Origin of the sequence: Marinobacter sp. MBR-99 (genome assembly GCF_040547575.1) — a bacterium.
Lineage (GTDB): Bacteria > Pseudomonadota > Gammaproteobacteria > Pseudomonadales > Oleiphilaceae > Marinobacter.
Window position 1 is genome coordinate 1 of record NZ_JBEPPY010000033.1, and the last position, 16,175, is coordinate 16,175.

Here is a 16,175-nt window from a genome sequence, read left to right on the forward strand (position 1 = left end):
ATCAATTAACCAACACCTAACCGCCAAGGGTGGGTCAGTTTTAAACCGGCGATATTGCCAAAAAGTGGGTCAGTTTTAACCCGACGTTGACACTTAAACACAGGCCACCATATTTAATATTTAATTTAATTCGAAGAATAAAACTTTCTACGCACCACATTAGAAACATAAAAAAGATACAGAAGAATCAATACTCTTCCGCCCGGAGTCATGGCAAAAACAAATCCCTTAAAATTCAAGACGGCTATTGATATTGGAAAAAACCATGAATACCAATGACGCCACCCTAGGACATTAAACAACCGAATGATCATGTAAACAACCAGAGAAAACAATGATATTAAAAAAAATAAACCCCCATATGTAAGCTGGATTATATAACCAATATCACTATTACCTAATTCTGAACCACCGTAAACAGAGACACCAGTACCAAAAAGTATGGCGAGAGAGGTTGATGGAACTACTATATGATTAGAAATTAAATTTGAGACAATATTATCACCACCCAATCCATGAACCAAAAAATCTACAACAGCAATAAAGAAACCAAAACTCCACTCGTTCTCACTCAAAAATTCTTGACCAAAATATAAGAAAACAACAGAAGACAAAGCCGAAAAAGAAACAATCAAAACCTTATACCGAAGACCACCTAGAAACAAAAGGTATAAAAATATGATGAAAAAACCGACAAATCCAATTCTGGCGTTTACTGAAACACCAAAAACAAGAATCGGAACAAATAACATGTAAGCCAAATTAAACCTTGCATAAATAAGACTTAAACCGGCACCTAACCCTAGTACAAAAGCGTATGTAAAAGTCAGATTTTCTGCCACACCATAAGCACGGTAGCGTTTATCAAATGCGCTATAGATTTCATAATATGCATCCAACTGAATTGACTCATAAAATTCATCTAATGGAGGAATGAAGTATAAAGCCAGAGTAACAAAAGATGCTAACAAAATAGCAAGATAAACTGCTTTTTCAAACCCCGGCTTAACTCTGCATTTATAAAGTCCATCTTCATAGATCAAAATAATAATTGATGAAACTACAAACGACTGAAAAGTCCAACCAAAAAACCTGTCTAAATAAACCACCTCTCCCGTCATACCATCTCGAAAACAGACCACAATCAGAACGATAAAAAGTAAAGAAAACTCCCACTTAAAAATCAACAAAAAATTAAAAATACGCCGACCAAACAACAACAAAAAAAGTAATACAAAAAACAACTGAACACCTAAGTACGCCAACTTAGGAATAACCGGCGGCTGAAATATAAATATATATAAAACGAGAGCCCAGAAAGTAAATCTAAAATAATAATTCACAAATTTCCCTAAGAAATCCAGCGCCCCTAAAATTCAATTAAATCTTTAACGCTAAAATAAAATAAAAATTTAACCCTAATAATTAATATTACGCGAAAACACCAAAACAAAAACAATCTAATGGAATCAATTCAAAGGCGAAAGAAAATTTTAACAAAAAACCGAAACATTGACCTACTAAAAAAAACAGAAGGCCGTATACCAATAGCTTTACAAACATATCTCAACCCTTTTCCGGTAGACACAGTTTGAAAATCATGAGCCTGAACCATAATTGACATAGCAAGCGCCTTTTTATAAATAATCCTATCTGAATAATCAGATAGGATTTCTAAAACACCACGCCAAATCTGGTCCGATTTTTGCGAAAAATTATCATCATGACGCCTATATTTAACCAACGGCTCAGGCATCACAAAGAACACACCACCATTATCAGTCAACTTCAACCGGATATAGAAATCCTCAATTTTGTAGTCTGGATTAAAACCACCCACAGAAATTATAGCTTCTCTTTTGACGAGAAATGTTGGCGTAGGCAAAAAAACATTTCTCAGAATGACCCCATCAAAACCGCAGAACTTTCCACCACCCTTCTTGATCTTTAGTGGCTGGCTTTCGCTATCAATAAACTCAACACCAGAATATATTGCAACTAGATTGCTTTTTTCCAGGGCTCTTTTTTTAAATTCTGAAATCTGCCGGGATACTTTTTCGGGAAACAGAACATCGTCTGACGCCAGCGGAGACAAAAACTCACCTTCAGCCCATTCAACAGCTTCGTTTAGCGTGGCGCACAAGCCTCTATTTTCTCTAGAGCGGAACGAAAACCTTACAAATCGGGCTTCACAGGCCGCTGCCATGGCTTTAATCACTTCTGAGGATCTATCCTGAGAACCATCATCGATGATTATAAGCTCTAAATTTTTATAATCCTGATCTATTATGCTTTCAATGCACTCTTTGACGTATTTTTCATGGTTGTAGCAAGGCACTATCACAGATACCAATGGATTATCCTGACACCTTTCGGTAGCAGGGTAATCAGAAATTTCATATGCGTTAGACATAAACTGCATTAACCTTCGATAAATATTACAAACGGTAAAAATCGAGCATAAATTATAAAGGTGTTTTAGAGCGAACGTTAGCCGTAACAGCTATCGCCATAACAACCCAGTACAAGAGGTAGTTTGTAGCATGCGCAATTGCCATACCTTCTAAACCCAATTGATTAGTGAACATTACGCTCAGCGTATAGAACAATACCGAAAACCCTACCTCTGACACGACAAAAAGCTTCATCATGGCTTTTCCGAGCATAAGATAAGACAGTATCCAGCTACCAATTTTGAGTGTGTCGCCCACCATCTGCCATGCAAACATGACTTCCATGCCGGAGAACTCATCGGTGAACAGTACCCTGATAATGAAGTCCCGCAGAAGGTAAATACTTAAGCCACATACCGCCGCAACCGGAAGAATGATTCTATATCCTTGCAAAATTTCTCTTTTAATTTCCGTTGGGCTTTGCAGCTCCGACAACTTTGGCAGGTAATAGACGCTCAGCGTCATGGTGACCAGCATGAGATATGCCGTGCTAAGCCGCCACATGGCTTCCCAATAACCGGCAGCATTCCAGCCCAGCGTTTCACCCAGATGGTTTCGTATCAGGATATGGCTGATAGGCACACAAATCGCACCAGTAAGCGCCATCGCTGTATATTTCGCCAGGTTTTTAGCGGCTCGTTTATCAACTCGACCGAATAGATAATGGAATTTGAACCAGGAAGCCTTGTAGGTGAGCGCCAGCGTTACAAAGAACGTCAATGATTGATAGATGGCCAGAGCAACTAATGCCCCATACAGTTTGAGCTGTATGGCCATCACCGTAGTGACCACGAGGGCAAATAGACTGCCAGATATGTTGGCTACAACATAGCGGTGGATCTCTTTCTTTCCATTGAGAATTGCCAATAGCAAGGTATTGAGAACGAATAACACCAATGTCCCGGCGAACCAAATAAACACACTGCCGAGGTTTTCATCCTTTAGAAACAAGCCCGCCAAGGGCCTATTGAGTGCAATCACAACTATTGACACTAATAACGAGCCAATAAGTGATATCGTGCCGGCGGTTCTCCAGACCGCATGTTGTTTGGCTTCGTCTTCGTGGTATTCAGCCGTATATTTGGTCACGCCGGTATTGATCGCACCGCTTGCCAGTGTTGTGATCATCTGCACAGCGTTTTGAAACTGGCCCAACGCAGCGTAACCTGACGGGCCAACGTAAATAGCCAGTATTTTGTTTAAGCCCAGCAACGTCAGCATTTTGATGACAACAGCAATGCCGTTCAGCAAGCTGGTTTTAATCAGTGTCATGTGTTAATGCATCTCAAAGCGATTACTGGCGGCAATAACTGACTCCACCTGTTCATCCGTCATCATGGGGCTGACCGGCAAGCTCAGCACTTGCTGATGAATGGCTTCCGTCAGTGGATAAACCTGTTCAGCCCATTGCCCATAAGCCTGTTGGTGATGAGGCGGAATTGGGTAGTGAATAAGTGATTGGACACCGGCGTCAGCCAGGCACGCCTGCATGGCTTCGCGATCTGTTGTGCGGATAACATATAAATGGAATACGTGGTTTTCCAATGATTCAAACGTGCTGCTGGCCGGTATAGGCTGAGCCAATGCAGGATGGATGATGCCTTTACTGTAGGCCAATGCAATTGATTTTCGGCGCTTTGTTTCAGCATCCAGATGTTGCAGTTTGACTCGCAGCATTGCTGCTTGCATCTCATCCAACCGGCTGTTCACGCCCTGATAGAGATTTTCGTATTTTTTGTGACTACCGTAATTACCCAAGGCGCGGATGATTTTGGCCAGTTCTTCATCATCCGTAGTAACGGCACCCGCATCGCCCAGTGCGCCAAGATTCTTACCGGGGTAAAAGCTAAAGCCTGCTGCGTGCCCCCAACTACCAGCCTTACGACCATCCATACTGGCGCCATGCGCCTGGGCGGCATCTTCCAGTACCAATAGACCGTGTTTATCCGCCAATTGCATTAGTGCTGGCATTGGGGATATCTGACCATAGAGGTGAACAGCAACAATGGCTTTTGTTTTCGAGGTGATAGCTGCAGCAGTTTTTTCCGGGCAAAGGTTGAATGTGGTCTCGTCCGGCTCGACCAATACAGGCTTTAACCGATTTTCGGTGATTGCCAATATGCTGGCGATGTAGGTGTTGGCCGGAACAATGACCTCGTCGCCCTCTTCCAATTTGCCCATTTCTTTCCAGGCTCTGAGAGTGAGAGTCAGGGCATCCAAGCCATTCGCTACGCCTATGCAGTGTTTGCTGCCGCAGTAGTCGGCGAACTCTTCTTCGAAGGCCTTTACTTCAGTGCCCTGAATGTACCAGCCGGAGTCGATCACGCGGGTGGCGGCGGCTACGAGTTCATCTCGGTATTGGGCGTTGATGGCTTTCAAATCTAGGAACGGAATCATTAATCGATATACCTGATTACTTTTGCTGGGTTACCAGTTACTACAGCACCAGCCGGAACGTTTTTGGTGACAACTGCACCCGCCCCCACCATTGCGGATTTGCCAATCGTTATTCCTGGTAATAGGGTCGCGTTGGCGCCAATACTTGCATGGCTTTCTATGACTACACCGGAAAACTTCTCCGGGTATTCTTTAGAGCGGGGATATGGGTCATTTGTCAGCGTTACATTCGGACCAATAAACACATCGTCTTCTACGCGAGTACCATCCCACAGCTGAACGCCAGACTTTACAGTTACCCGGTCACCGACAATAACATCACCCTCAATCAGAGTTTGAGCGCAAATGTTACAGTCCTGACCAATCTTTGCGCCTTTAAGGATGACAACAAATTGCCAGACTTTTGTGCCGTCGCCTATCGTGCAATCTGCTACGTCTGCTAAAGGATGGATAAAGCTCATTGGCTCGCTTGCCTCAGGAAATCGCTGTAATCGCGAATGTAGTCGGATTCGTCGTAGTGTTCAGTCGCCAGCACCAATAGCACGCAATCTTTGCTGAAATCGTGCATTTCCCGCCAGACCATGTCTTCGATAACCAGGCCTTTAGTTGGACAATCCAGCCAAGCTTCTTCACGGGTTTTGCCATCATCCAGCACCATGCGACATTTACCGGCTACGCAGATAGCCACTTGCTTCAACTGTTTGTGAGCATGGTAACCACGGCTAACGCCTTGCTCAGTATGGTAGATGTAATAGACCCGTTTAATGTCGAACGGGACCGCTCTGTCTTGGCCCATTTCGACAGCAACCAGGCTACCCCTATCATCTCCAAGACTTGGGAATTCGATCCACTTGATGAGGCTCATTTCGCTGCATCCTCTATCAAATGTGCCAGATACTCGCCATAGCCGTTCTTCTTCAACTGGGTGGCTTGGACTTGTAGTTGCTCTGAAGAAAGCCAGCCCTGATTGAAGGCAATTTCTTCAAGGCAGGCAATTTTGTAGCCCTGGCGTTTTTCGATGGTTTCTACAAACTGCGCGGCTTCCAGCAGGCTTTCGTGAGTGCCGGTGTCTAGCCAGGCAAAGCCACGGCCCAGAAGTTCTACGTTCAGGTTGCCTTGCTCGAGATAGGCGCGGTTTACGCAGGTAATTTCCAGTTCGCCCCGATGACTGGGCTGTACCTGTTTGGCGATGTCTACCACAGTGTTGTCGTAGAAGTAGAGGCCGGTTACGGCGTAGTGGGATTTTGGGTGTTCGGGTTTTTCTTCGATGGATATGGCTCGTTTGTTTTCGTCGAATTCGACTACCCCGAAGCGCTCTGGATCTTTTACCTGATAGCCAAATACCGTGGCGCCTTCCGTGCGCTGGGCAGCCTGTTTTAGCTTGGGGGTGAAACCCTGGCCGTAAAAAATGTTGTCGCCCAGTACCAGGCACACGCTGTCGTCACCGATGAATTCTTCGCCGATGATAAAGGCCTGAGCGAGGCCGTCCGGGCTTGGCTGGATTTCGTAGCTGAGGTTAATGCCGAATTGTTCGCCGGTGCCGAGTGCGCGCTTGAAGCCGGCCTGATCTTCCGGGGTGGTGATGATGAGGATGTCCCGGATGCCCGCCAGCATGAGTACAGAGAGCGGGTAGTAGATCATGGGTTTGTCGTACACCGGCAGGAGTTGTTTGGAGGTGCCGAGCGTTATGGGGTACAGGCGGGTGCCGGAGCCGCCTGCCAGGATTATTCCTTTCACTTTATGTGGCCTTAAATTGGGGTGGTTTGGGGTCAGTCCACGCTGGGACAGACCCCGTCGATAATTTGGTGCCGTTGCCCTAAAGATCTAATTCGTAACACCTAATCTTTCGCGCTGGTAGCTGCCGTCCTGCACACGTTGGCACCAGTCGAGGTTGTGTAGGTACCATTGGACGGTTTTGCGGATGCCGGTTTCGAAGGTTTCTTGTGGCGCCCAGCCGAGTTCTTTCTGGATTTTGCTGGCGTCTATGGCGTAGCGCATGTCGTGGCCGGGGCGGTCTTGCACAAAGGTGATCAGGTCCCGGTAGCTGCGTTCCTGCGGGCGGAGTTCCTGGAGGATGTCACAGATCGTGTGCACTACTTCGATGTTCTGTTTTTCGTTGTGGCCGCCGATATTGTAGGTTTCGCCGGGCTTGCCTTCGGTGACGACTTTGTAAAGGGCGCGGGCGTGGTCTTCAACATAGAGCCAGTCACGTATCTGGTCGCCTTTGCCGTATACCGGGAGTGGCTTGCCTTCCAGGGCATTAAGGATCATCAGCGGGATGAGTTTTTCCGGGAAGTGATAGGGGCCGTAGTTGTTGGAGCAGTTGGTTACCAGTACCGGCAGGCCGTAAGTACGTTGCCAGGCGCGTACCAGGTGGTCTGAGCTGGCTTTGCTGGCTGAGTATGGGCTGCTGGGGGCGTAGGCGGTTTGTTCGGTGAACAAATGCTCCTCCGCGTTGGGTATTTCGCTTGGGTGCGGGAGGTCGCCGTAGACTTCGTCTGTGCTGATGTGGTGGAAGCGGAAGTTGGCTTTCTTTTCGGCTTCCAGCGCCTGCCAGTACTGGCGCATGGCTTCCAGCAGGGTGTAGGTGCCTACGATGTTGGTTTCGATAAAGTCGGCCGGGCCGTCTATGGAGCGGTCTACGTGGCTTTCGGCTGCCAGGTGCATGATGGCGTCTGGTTGATGTTGGGCCAGTACGCGGTCTAGTTCGGCCCGGTTGCAGATATCTACTTGTTCGAAGGTGTAGCGTTCGTTGTCGCTTACTTCCGCCAGGCTTTCTAGGTTGCCGGCGTAGGTTAGTTTGTCGAGGTTGACCACTTCATCTTGGGTATTGGTGATGATGTGGCGGATGACGGCGGAGCCTATGAAGCCGGCGCCGCCGGTGACTAGTAGTTTCATTTTGGTGCTGTACTCGGGTTTTGAGTTCGTCGCTGGCAGAAGGGTGGGGTCTGACCCCGTTCGGGGTCAGACCCCTTTGTAGACTGCGAAAAATATGCTAAATCGATGCAATACGGACTTTTTCGCGCGGCCATTTCATTAGCAGGTTGTCGATAAACCAGACGGGGTTTGCTTTTGCAAACTGCTTTTCAAATATATCCAGATACCCGTCGGGAGTGATCTCGGCAAAGTGCAGGTGTTCCTGCCCTGAATTATCAAAGAAATAGACTCGCTTGCATTTCTGCGACATTTTTTGAAGCAAGCCGAGGCTATTGATGTACCGGCTTTGGATTTTATCCTCCGGCACATCATGACCACCCGACTTCACTCGCTGACTTACCCGCGCCTTGTTTATATCCGGGTCTGAGGTGCAGATATAGTAAAGATAGGGTTCAAAACCGGCCTCTATCGCTTTATCCACAAACGACAAATGACTCTCATGGCTCATAACCGATTCATAGGTCAGTGAGAGCTGGTACGCCAGCCAGTCTGTGCGCAATCCAGTTGCGATAGTCTGCGCCAACAGCACGGAGAAATAATGCTCAAAATCGTCTGAGAGTGCTGGTAGCTTGTTGCTTTGCTTTAATGCCTGAGAGGCTCGTTCCAAGCTTTCCGAGAGATGAATATGGCGGGCAATATCATCTGGGTTGATGTACTGCCCTACCGGAACTTTGTTCTTTACCAGCGTTTTTAACAGTGTAGTTTTGCCAGACCCATTGGGGCCTGCAATAAGCCTTATCCGTGGCACAGGTACTCCCTAAGGTCGAACTTTTCCTTGTTCTCTGATTCCTTTAACACGGTCAGTTTGTTATCCGGACCTTTTCGCACCAGTTTTCCGTCTTTCAGGTATACAACGGAAATCCCGGCCTCAAGCAAATCATCAATCGCATTACGAGATGAGAGCTTGGCGTAGTATGCCAACTTCCGGTTGTCATCGAACGCTTTGCTGCGGGGATATTTTCGTATCTTGGTCACTGCTTTCTCTTCCTTGCAGGTACTCATCTGAACACCTCCAGAGCTAACTTCACTGTTGAGCATACTACGTTGCAGGTGCCTGGGCCAGATGTTGGTCGTGCGCATTACTGCCGCTGCCGCTGATTTTGGGGATCGTCGCTGGCAGAAGGGTGGGGTCTGACCCCGTTCGGGGTCAGACCCCTTTTGTAGCCTGCTCGGGTTCTTCTTTACCGGAGCGAACGAAAGCCATTACGAATACGGTGAACACGCCCAGCATTCCGCCGAGCATAGTAGCGACTATGGCAATCAAGGCTCGCTTGGGTTCGCTCTTTTCCTGGGGCACTACTGCAGGGTCTACGGTTTTGAATACGTATTCCCGCTGAGCATTGGCGAGCATTACCGTACGTGTTTCGGTTTCTATAAGCTGGTAGAACACCTGCTGCATACCGGCGATGTTGGTTTGGCGGAGCTTGTCTTCCAGGTAGGCGATGCTGGCCTCAGCTTCTTGTACATCCTGGGTGCGCATGTGTTCGTTGATGTCTTGCACCAGTTTTTCCGCCCAGTCTTTCGCGGCTACCGGGGAGAGGCTTTTGATGCTTACGGTGACCATGCCGGTGTCTTTGTTGTCGCTTACGCTTAGGAGTTCGCGGAAGGCTTTTACCAGGTCCCAGTCTGTGGGTTTCAGGGATTTGCCATCGCCATCTCTTTGCCACTCACCAGTTTCCGAGCTGTAGATTTCTTGGTCTATTACCCAGCGTTCGTTGGTCATGTCCCATGCTTTGGTCGCCATTAGGGGCACAGCGAGTTCGTGGCGGCGGATGAAGTCTGTCAGGAAGGCTCGGGAGCGTAGGGTTTCTTTGGCTAATACGGTTTTGTTGGCGCCGCTGCCGCCTCCGAGGTTAACGCCGGCTAAGCTGGCCAGGCCGCTGAGTTGGCCGCTGATTCGGCTGCCGCCTTCGTTTTGGGCTGGGGCTAGTAGGGCGCTGGCTTGGTAGATGTTGGGTTGGCTCAGGGCGTAGAAGACGCCTGCGGCGGCGAAGACGATGGTGAAGGCGATGATTAGCCATTTTCCTCGCCATAGGGTGGCGAAGAGTTCTCGGAGGTCTATTTCGTCGTCTGGATAGTGTGTTGTGGTTTGTTCGGCCACGGATAATGTTCCTTGGTTTAGCTTGGGTGCCTTGTGGGTCAGACCGCGTGGGGTCAGACCCTGGCCGGTTGTTTGTTCGGCCGCGTTGCTTGTGCCTTTGTTAAAAATTTTACCTTGTGGGTCAGACCCCATGCGGGGTCAGACCCTGGCCGACCGGGTCTGGCTCGCGGCTCGCGCTCTCGTTATAGGCTGTTTACTGCTGCGGCGCCTAGGGCGATTTGGTAGACGATCTGGCTTACGTTGGTCCAGAGTTCGAGTTGGTTCAGGCGGTCTACGTCGATCGGCATGATGATGGTGTCGCCGGGTTCCAGTTGTTGGCTTCTGCCACCGAACCAGCGGCTGCGCTGGGGCAGGGTTACGGAGCCGTCGGCTTTTACTACGTAGACTCGGCTTTCATCGGCCTGGCGGGTGGGGCCGCCGGAGCGTTCGAGGTAGTCATCCACGGTCAAGCCAGCCTGGTGCAGGTGACTGGTGGGGAATTGTACTTCGCCGAATACAGATACCGATTGCGGGATGGTGGGTATGGTCAGGCGGTCGCCGTCTTGCAGGCGGATGGCCTGGTAGTTTTCGTTTTCCAGCACCGCGGCCAGGTCTATGACCATTCGGCCGATTGGGCGGCTGTTTTGTACTTCTTCCAGCAGGCCTTCCACTTGCTGTACCCGCTCAGCGTTACGGCCGCCAACACCGTCGCCTTGCAGTTGCACTCCCAGCAAATCACCTTGCAGGCGTTCTTCGGCTTCGCGCAGGCGTTGGGCTTCGAGTTGGCGGAGTTTTTCACGAGTGAAAACGGCGCCACGGGGGAAGGCGTTATCGGTTACGCCCCCTGCCCTTTGCAGTACGTCTTTCAGGGTTTCGCCGTCGCGGAAGGTGTATTCGCCGGGGTAGCGTACTTCACCGGCCAGGGTAATGGTGCGGGTGGTGGCAAATTCCGGGATGGATTTGATGAGGATTCTGTCCCGGCTTTGCAGTGTTATCTGGCTGTTGCCGGCCATGGCATCGGCGAGGTCGATGTTGAGGATGTTGGTTTGGCCAATACCTTGCTCATCGGTGCTGTAGCGGGCTACTTCTGCGTGGTAGAGGGAGGCGGAATCTTTCAGGCCGCCGGCTACAAAGATGGCATCCGCCAGGCTGCGGGTAGCGGGCATGGGGTATTCGCCCGGGTAGCGCACGGGGCCGCTGATGCGGATGGTTTGTTGGGGTTCACCGGGTTTGGCCTGGCTTTTCAGGCGCTGAAGTACCGGGGTGAACAGGCTTTCACGGGTGAAGTTCTGGCCGTCTTCGCCACCCTGTACTTTGCCGGCATCGGAGAAGATGAGGATGCGGTCTTTTTCTTCCAGAGCGATGTCGTGTTCGCTGCCAGGGCGGGTGATGGCTTCGCGCAGGCGCAGGTTGAGTACGGAAATGCTGTCTTTGTTTTTGTCTGTGCGCACGATGGCTGCGAAGCGCTTATCGGCCACTGGCTGCAGGTCTGTGTCCAGGTTCTGGATGATGGAGCTCAGGCGCATACCGGGCATCCAGGCGAACTTGCCGGCGCGGGTGGCGGCGCCCTGGATTTCCACGTATTGGCCGGTGATGTCTGAGATAGACGGTATGCGGATTCTATCGCCGGCCTGCACGCGGGCGTTCTGGCCCTGCTGGGCGGTGTAGTCTGCCTCTGCGATGATGCGCAGGAAATCCTGGTTGGTACGCTCAATGTTAACTCGCTGGGGATAGGCCTGTGGGGTAAGGCCGCCAGCCATACGTACCAGGTCGGCCAGGGTGTTGTCGCCTTTGAGTTCGTACAGGGCCGGGCGGTATACCTCGCCTTCTATGCCGGCGCGTTTGCCTACGGGCGGGATGAAGATGACATCGCCCGGCTGCAGGCGGTTGTCTGCGCTGCTGTCGCCTTTGAGGAGCAGGTCGTACAGGTCCAGCGTGCCTACGAGTTTGCCGTTGCGTTTGTGTTGCACATTACGCAGGGAGCCGTTCTGCTTTACCCCGCCGGAGACATACAGGGCGTTGGTGATGGTAGACAGGGAACTGACGGTGTAGGAGCCTGGGTTGCGGGCTTCACCCAGCACGAACACCCGCATGCTGCGCAGTTCGCCCAGGGTAATGGAGGCTTCTACGCCGATGTACTGTTCGGATACCCGCTTGCGGATTTGTTGGCGGGCTTCGTCGAAGCTAAGGCCTGCCACGGTGACCGGGCCGGAATCCGGGAAGCTGATGGTGCCATCGCGGCTGATGGGCAGCTCCAGGTTCTGGTTCTGGTTGCCCCACATTTGTATGCGCAGCACGTCGCCTGGGCCCAGGGTGTAATCAGACGGTACGGGGATTTCCGTTACTGGCGCAAAGGTGGTGGGGCTGCCGGCGAAGAGGTCGTAGCCGTAGGGCTTGAGGCCGCCGTTCTTGGTGGTTTGTTTGTCTTCCTGTTCTCTTTGTTCTCGAGCCCGATCTCGCTCTTCATCGGTAATGGTAGTTACCGGCTCTACCACGTTGACCTGTTCCGGGCGCTGGGTGGTGCGTTGGCTGCCGGCGATGTTGTTGAGGTCTACGCCGTATTGGCTGGCCAGGGCTTCCTGCTGGGCCCTTGGGAGTTGCTTAAACTGGTCAAGCTGGGCCTGGCTGATGGATTGGGCTTGGGTGGCCAGGGGGAATAGTAGGGCTAGTGGGACTAGGAGCTTTTTTATGTTCACTGAGTAAAGTCCGGGATTTCTGGAATTTGGGTAACGGATTAGAGCTGGTGCGTAGGGGTCTGACCCCGAGGGGTCAGACCCCATTGTTCATAACTGGGCTAAGGCTAGAACCTATATGTCCAGCTGGCTGAGGCGGCGAATTGGTCTTTTTTGCCGCTGATGTATTCGACTTTTTTGTCGGTGGCCTGAAGGTTCAGGTCTAGCCAGCCGTTGAGTACCTGGGTGCCGTAGCCTAGCTGCAGCATTGCTATATCCTGGCTATCTGCCGGGGCGGTGTAGAACACTTTGTCGTTAGGGGCGACTACTCTGGTGCTGCCGTCTTTATTGAGTTCGGCGTAGCTGGCTTTGGCGGTGATGTTGCTGCCGCTGGGCAGGAAGTGGTAGGCGCCCAGGGTGACGGCTACGGCGTCGCCTTCGAAACTGGTGGCCATGTTACGGCCGTAATAACGGTAGCCGGTGCGGTAGCGGCTGTGTTCAAAGGCTACGTTGGGCACGGCGCTGCCCATGAAGTCGTCGGCCAAGGTGTTTACGTATTCCAGGAACCATTGTTGATCGGCATTGAATAGCTGGCTGGTCCAGTCTGCACCCATTAACCAGGATTTCTTTCCGGGGAAGGCGCCGGCTTCGTCTTCGCCCATCATCTCCATATAAAGGCCCATGCTTTGCTGGCCGATGCTGAAGCCGTAGCGGATATCGATACTGCCCAACTGATCGCCGGGGTCATCTTCTTCCAACTGGCCATTGTCGCGGCCGATCAGGGCGTTCCAGATGGTGGAAGCGCCCTCTGGCCGCCCTTCCCCACCGAAGATAATCGCGCGGGACAAGCCGATGTCCAGGCCGTTTACGGGGCGGAAGCTGAAGCGCATGCCGATGAGTTTGGCGTCTGGCACGGCGCGGTCTTTTTCAAACTGGCCGGTTAGCAGGGTGGCGTTCCAGGGGCCGAGCCAGCTTAGCCAAGGTGCTTCGAAGGCGCTGGGGTCGTTCCGGGTTATCCAAACAGACGGCACCGGCCGGGCGTTGTTGGAGAGTATCAGGCTGGACTGCCAACCCGGGCCCCACCAGCGGTCGATGGCACCGGCGCCGAATACCCAGTTGCTTGCGGTGGCGGCCAGGTAGCTGCCGTCCAGGCGGAATTCTTCGTCGTCGTCCGGATCATGAGCATAGGCGGGTTTGATGCCTGCGGCCCAGGCGTTGCCTTGCCACTGCAGATTGAAGGAGGTACCGGCTTTGGCCAGGGCGTTGTTCTGAAATCCGGTGAAAGCCGGGATGTCTGACTGGGCGTTTACATTGAGCTCTGCCCGGAACCCCGGCTGGGCTTGCTGTTCCTGCTCAAATCTTAAATAGGCGCTGGCCATGCCGACGGATGGCAGGTCGGCGTTGGCGCTGGTTTGGGTGCCGTTTTCCAGTGCTGCCCAATTGATGGGCCAGGTGGTTACGGAGCGGTCCAGGTGGCCACGGTCTGCGAGCTTTTGTACGGCAAAACGGGCACGGGGGTCCCCGGGCTCAAGCCAGGGGGCTGCGGCAATCGAAAAACTGTTCAGGCACGCTACCGCCCCACCGACCAGGGTCCAGTGTTTTAAGGTCATAGAATTTTATTTTCTTGAGACAAGGATATAACGAAAAAGCGGGAGGAAAGTTCCTAACGCGATCCTTGTCAGGTTGTTCGTGGTGTGTTTCAGAAGTGTGACGATTCTACGGGATGCTGGATTACACGCAAGTGACAAAAAGGCTGACTGAGTATTTTGTGGACAGTTTTGGGAGTTAAAGTTTGTGAAATATTTTGGGATGCAAGTAACTTGGTCACATTTTGGGCTAACATCGGGATAGGGGGGAACCAATAGGTTCCGCCCCTCCCACACCACCCGGCATGCGGGTCCGCACCGGGCGGTTCGAGAAGTTGAGGTTTCACGAGAGTCTCGGCACGCCCAAACGGTCGAAGTAGGCAATGGTCAGCACATGGTGAATGGCGGAGAGACTGTTGTGCCACCAGCGCCGGCTCAAGGCCGCCACCGATTGCGCAACCCCGGGCTTTGCTCCCAGCTTCAGAAGCTCCCGGTAGATCGTCTTGCCCCGTCGCCAGTGCCGGAGGTGGAGCATTCTCAGGCGGCGACGTATCCACTCATCCAGTGATCGCCAGATGCGAGGCGTTTGTGCCAGCCTGAAGTACCCTTTCCAGCCGAGCAGATAACTGCGGAGCTTCTCCACCACCTGTGCCATGCTGCGACCACCTGATCCCCGGGTCAGTTGCCTGATCCTGAGCTTGAACGCCTGTAACGCTTTGGTCGATACCGCGCGTCGAACGTCTCCACCCCTCCCTTGCCACAGGGCGTAGCCGAGGAACTTGCGACCGAACACGCTGGCGACTGCACTTTTGGATTCGTTAATCACCAAGCGCAGTTTGTCGTAACACCGGCGTAGCAGACGCATCACCCGCTCTCCCGCCTTGTCACTGCGAACGTAAACGTTGCAGTCATCGGCGTAACGAGCGAAGCAGTGCCCTCGGCGTTCCAGCTCTTTATCCACCTCATCCAGCAGAACGTTGGCCAGTAACGGCGACAACGGCCTGCCTTGCGGCGTGCCCTCATGCCGATCCATGACCACACCGCCATCCATGATGCCCGCGTTCAGATACGCACGCACCAGCCGGATGATTCCGGGGTCGTTTATGCGTTTCTTCAGGCGGTCGATCAGGATGTCGTGGTTAACCCGGTCGAAGAACTTCGACAGGTCAACGTCCACCACGATATGGCGGCCCTGTTGGGCGTAGCGTTGCGCAGCCAGCACCGCATCGTGGGCCCGGCGGCCCGGGCGGAAGCCGTAGCTGTGCTCGCTGAAGGTGGGATCAATCAGAGGTTGCAGCACTTGCAGCAGTGCCTGTTGAATCAGACGGTCGGTGACGGTGGGAATACCCAGTTCCCGTTCACTGCCGACCCCTTGTTGGCCTTCACGCGCTTCCATGCCCGCTGCATGTTCTCTCGTGCGAAGGCCTGCGCAAGCAGGCTTCGCCCTGCGCCTTCCGGTTCTTGTCGCGGGAGTCCTGTTTCATCGCTGAGCGCATTCGGCAAGGCTTCACCTTTCCGTTCTGCGATCCGCCCCGCTGACGCGGGCATCTGATGCCGTACAGTTTTCATCGACAAGGCGTTTGACGCTCCTTCTCGTTCGGCCCTTCGCCCTGTGTTAGCGGCTACTATGGCCTCTGCTGACTTCTCGCTCCGTGTTGCCACGTCGCCCTTTCAGGCATGAGGCGAGATCTCCCCGGGTAAGAACACACTCCTTCACCGCACAACCGCCGGATTTACACCACCTCGCCTTGGCCACAAGAGCTTCGCGGCTTCTTGCCCGCTCGCCCTGCTTGGCAGTGCCTCGTATCCGATTCTTGTTCATCGGCTCACGGTTTATGATCCACGCTTCCTCCCCACGGTCGGTTGCCCTTCCGCAGTTGCGCTTCACTTCGTTCGCTGTGGCCAGCTCACGGGAGGACTTGCACCTCCAGGAGTGCGCCCGTGCCGGGCGCACAATCGAGTAGGGTGAGGCGTCACCGCCTCATCCCTCTCACAGAACCGTACATACGGGCCTCGTATACGGCTCATGCCATTAACTTACCCCGAATTC

At 52.3% G+C, this 16,175-nt stretch carries 13 protein-coding genes and 1 pseudogene; all 14 read right to left on the reverse strand.

The features are described 5' to 3' along the window. Positions 1-125: 125 nt before the first annotated feature. Positions 126-1,343, reverse strand: coding sequence for a hypothetical protein (locus ABIE59_RS19315; RefSeq protein ID WP_354449393.1), 1,218 nt, complete (start codon positions 1,341-1,343; stop codon positions 126-128). Positions 1,344-1,474: 131 nt separating this feature from the next. Further along, entirely contained in the window at positions 1,475-2,413 is a 939-nt protein-coding gene (locus ABIE59_RS19320; RefSeq protein WP_354449395.1) for a glycosyltransferase family 2 protein, read from the reverse strand. A 52-nt stretch (positions 2,414-2,465) separates the two neighbouring features. Further along, on the reverse strand, positions 2,466-3,725 hold the full coding sequence (locus ABIE59_RS19325) for an O-antigen translocase (protein ID WP_354449397.1): 1,260 nt from the start codon (positions 3,723-3,725) through the stop codon (positions 2,466-2,468). 3 nt (positions 3,726-3,728) lie between these two features. Then, the gene (locus tag ABIE59_RS19330; protein WP_354449399.1) at positions 3,729-4,850 is read right to left on the reverse strand and encodes a DegT/DnrJ/EryC1/StrS family aminotransferase; all 1,122 of its coding nucleotides are present in this window, start codon (positions 4,848-4,850) and stop codon (positions 3,729-3,731) included. Then, positions 4,850-5,311 carry an acyltransferase gene (locus ABIE59_RS19335; RefSeq protein WP_354449401.1) on the reverse strand — a complete coding sequence of 154 codons (462 nt, stop codon included), beginning with the start codon at positions 5,309-5,311 and terminating at the stop codon, positions 4,850-4,852. Before ABIE59_RS19335 ends, ABIE59_RS19330 begins: the two co-directional genes overlap by 1 nt. Next, positions 5,308-5,715, reverse strand: a complete 408-nt coding sequence (locus ABIE59_RS19340; RefSeq protein ID WP_354449403.1) for a sugar 3,4-ketoisomerase — start codon at positions 5,713-5,715, stop codon at positions 5,308-5,310. Before ABIE59_RS19340 ends, ABIE59_RS19335 begins: the two co-directional genes overlap by 4 nt. Continuing rightward, positions 5,712-6,587 carry a glucose-1-phosphate thymidylyltransferase RfbA gene (gene rfbA, locus ABIE59_RS19345; protein WP_354449405.1) on the reverse strand — a complete coding sequence of 292 codons (876 nt, stop codon included), beginning with the start codon at positions 6,585-6,587 and terminating at the stop codon, positions 5,712-5,714. The genes ABIE59_RS19340 and rfbA overlap by 4 nt, the downstream gene beginning before the upstream one ends. Positions 6,588-6,674: 87 nt before the next feature. Continuing rightward, positions 6,675-7,748, reverse strand: coding sequence for a dTDP-glucose 4,6-dehydratase (gene rfbB / locus ABIE59_RS19350; RefSeq protein WP_354449407.1), 1,074 nt, complete (start codon positions 7,746-7,748; stop codon positions 6,675-6,677). 97 nt (positions 7,749-7,845) lie between these two features. Next, complete coding sequence (locus ABIE59_RS19355) at positions 7,846-8,535, reverse strand: ATPase (RefSeq protein ID WP_354449409.1); 690 nt, start codon at positions 8,533-8,535, stop codon at positions 7,846-7,848. Further along, entirely contained in the window at positions 8,523-8,789 is a 267-nt protein-coding gene (locus tag ABIE59_RS19360) for a hypothetical protein (protein WP_354449411.1), read from the reverse strand. Before ABIE59_RS19360 ends, ABIE59_RS19355 begins: the two co-directional genes overlap by 13 nt. 145 nt (positions 8,790-8,934) lie before the next feature. Further along, on the reverse strand, positions 8,935-9,888 hold the full coding sequence (locus ABIE59_RS19365; RefSeq protein WP_354449413.1) for a Wzz/FepE/Etk N-terminal domain-containing protein: 954 nt from the start codon (positions 9,886-9,888) through the stop codon (positions 8,935-8,937). Positions 9,889-10,070: 182 nt separating this feature from the next. Beyond that, positions 10,071-12,563 (reverse strand): SLBB domain-containing protein, encoded by a 2,493-nt coding sequence (locus ABIE59_RS19370; RefSeq protein ID WP_354449415.1) that lies wholly within the window; start codon positions 12,561-12,563, stop codon positions 10,071-10,073. Between the two features lie 104 nt (positions 12,564-12,667). Next, on the reverse strand, positions 12,668-14,149 hold the full coding sequence (locus ABIE59_RS19375; protein ID WP_354449417.1) for a capsule assembly Wzi family protein: 1,482 nt from the start codon (positions 14,147-14,149) through the stop codon (positions 12,668-12,670). Between the two features lie 319 nt (positions 14,150-14,468). Further along, positions 14,469-15,700 (reverse strand): annotated as a pseudogene (ltrA, locus tag ABIE59_RS19380) (group II intron reverse transcriptase/maturase). Between the last annotated feature and the right edge of the window lie 475 nt (positions 15,701-16,175).

Coding starts and splice junctions, on each gene's coding strand:
- ABIE59_RS19360 (WP_354449411.1), bottom strand. CDS start 8,789: ATGAGTACCTGCAAGGAAGAGAAAGCAGTGACCAAGATACGAAAATAT.
- ABIE59_RS19340 (WP_354449403.1), bottom strand. CDS start 5,715: ATGAGCCTCATCAAGTGGATCGAATTCCCAAGTCTTGGAGATGATAGG.
- ABIE59_RS19320 (WP_354449395.1), bottom strand. CDS start 2,413: ATGTCTAACGCATATGAAATTTCTGATTACCCTGCTACCGAAAGGTGT.
- rfbB (WP_354449407.1), bottom strand. CDS start 7,748: ATGAAACTACTAGTCACCGGCGGCGCCGGCTTCATAGGCTCCGCCGTC.
- ABIE59_RS19325 (WP_354449397.1), bottom strand. CDS start 3,725: ATGACACTGATTAAAACCAGCTTGCTGAACGGCATTGCTGTTGTCATC.
- ABIE59_RS19375 (WP_354449417.1), bottom strand. CDS start 14,149: ATGACCTTAAAACACTGGACCCTGGTCGGTGGGGCGGTAGCGTGCCTG.
- ABIE59_RS19330 (WP_354449399.1), bottom strand. CDS start 4,850: ATGATTCCGTTCCTAGATTTGAAAGCCATCAACGCCCAATACCGAGAT.
- ABIE59_RS19335 (WP_354449401.1), bottom strand. CDS start 5,311: ATGAGCTTTATCCATCCTTTAGCAGACGTAGCAGATTGCACGATAGGC.